A 1,326-nucleotide genomic window follows, 5' to 3' on the forward strand; every position below is an offset into this window, starting at 1 on the left:
GGACGTTGCTAGGTAATATGGCTCGATAGCTCAGTCGGTAGAGCAGAGGACTGAAAATCCTCGTGTCCCTGGTTCGATTCCAGGTCGAGCCACCAAAAAAAGCACTAACAATTTGTTAGTGCTTTTTTTATGTAAAAGAAAATATAAACTTTATAATCTTTTGAATGACAATCTTTATTTAAAAAGCATGGCACCAGCCACCTTGTTTCTTATATATTTTTTATTTGCCAATCTACAGGTTCCTTACCTAAGCTTTTTAATATCTCATTTGTTTTTGAAAAAGGTTTTGTACCAAAGAAACCTCTGCTTGCTGAAAGAGGACTTGGGTGAACAGATTGTAAAATATAATGTCTTTCATTAGTAATTAATTTCTTTTTACTAATGGCATTATTACCCCATAAAATAAAAATTACAGGCTCTTCTCTATCATTAAGAACAGAAATAACTCTGTCGGTGAAAATCTCCCATCCCTTTCCTTTGTGAGAATTTGCATTTCCAGCTCTAACTGTAAGTACTGTGTTTAATAATAGAACACCTTGATCAGTCCAACTTTTTAAATATCCGTTATTTGGTATATAACAACCTAAATCAGATTGAAGTTCCTTGTATATGTTTTTTAAAGATGGTGGAGTAGGAACTCCAGGCTTTACAGAAAAACTTAAACCATGAGCTTGGTTTGGTCCATGATAAGGATCTTGGCCAAGAATAACAACTTTAACATCTTGGTAATCAGTATAATGAAGAGCATTAAAAATATCATACATATTAGGATATATAACTTTTGTTTTGTATTCAGTAACTAAAAAGTTATGTAGATTTTTATAATAGTCCTTATTAAATTCATCTCCTATTATGTTGTTCCAATTATTATGTAATATTTCTTTCAAAAAAATCACCCCTAAGAATTTAATTAATATGTATATTATATGATAACTAGCAGAAAAAATAAAAATGAAGGTTAAAGTTCAATAATTCAAGCATAAATGGGCTGTTTTTTGCAAAATATCGAAGATGATAGAGAAAACTTGTCCTGGTATATCCATATAAGAAAAAATGAATATATTGAAGAAAAATGTATTATATAATGAATAATATTGTTAAATTGAAAAAAGTACATTTTGTGTAGTAATAATAACATGGTAAGATAAAACACGTCGCTGAGGCAGACAAGAAACAAAAGGAAATAACAAATTACAATTTAGTTTTTAAAAAATGAAAAAAATTGAAAAAAGTTGTTGACAGAGTTTCGCTTGAGTGATAATATATAACAGTCGCTTGAAGGCGACGAGATAAATTGGTCTTTGAAAATTGAACAGATATAGATAA

The 1,326-nt window shown here is 29.6% G+C and carries 1 protein-coding gene and 1 tRNA gene; one reads left to right on the top strand and one right to left on the bottom strand.

Annotation, left to right across the window (positions count from 1 at the left end):
• The first annotated feature begins 19 nt into the window (after window positions 1–19).
• Window positions 20–95 (top strand) — tRNA-Phe (locus BM384_RS17080).
• A 114-nt stretch (window positions 96–209) separates the two neighbouring features.
• On the opposite strand, the gene BM384_RS17085 is transcribed toward BM384_RS17080, so the two are convergent.
• The gene (locus BM384_RS17085; protein WP_090015475.1) at window positions 210–887 is read right to left on the bottom strand and encodes a uracil-DNA glycosylase; all 678 of its coding nucleotides are present in this window, start codon (window positions 885–887) and stop codon (window positions 210–212) included.
• Window positions 888–1,326: the final 439 nt, after the last annotated feature.

It is taken from the genome of Clostridium sp. DSM 8431, from assembly GCF_900116755.1.
In the GTDB taxonomy this organism is placed as follows: Bacteria; Bacillota; Clostridia; order Clostridiales; family Clostridiaceae; genus Clostridium.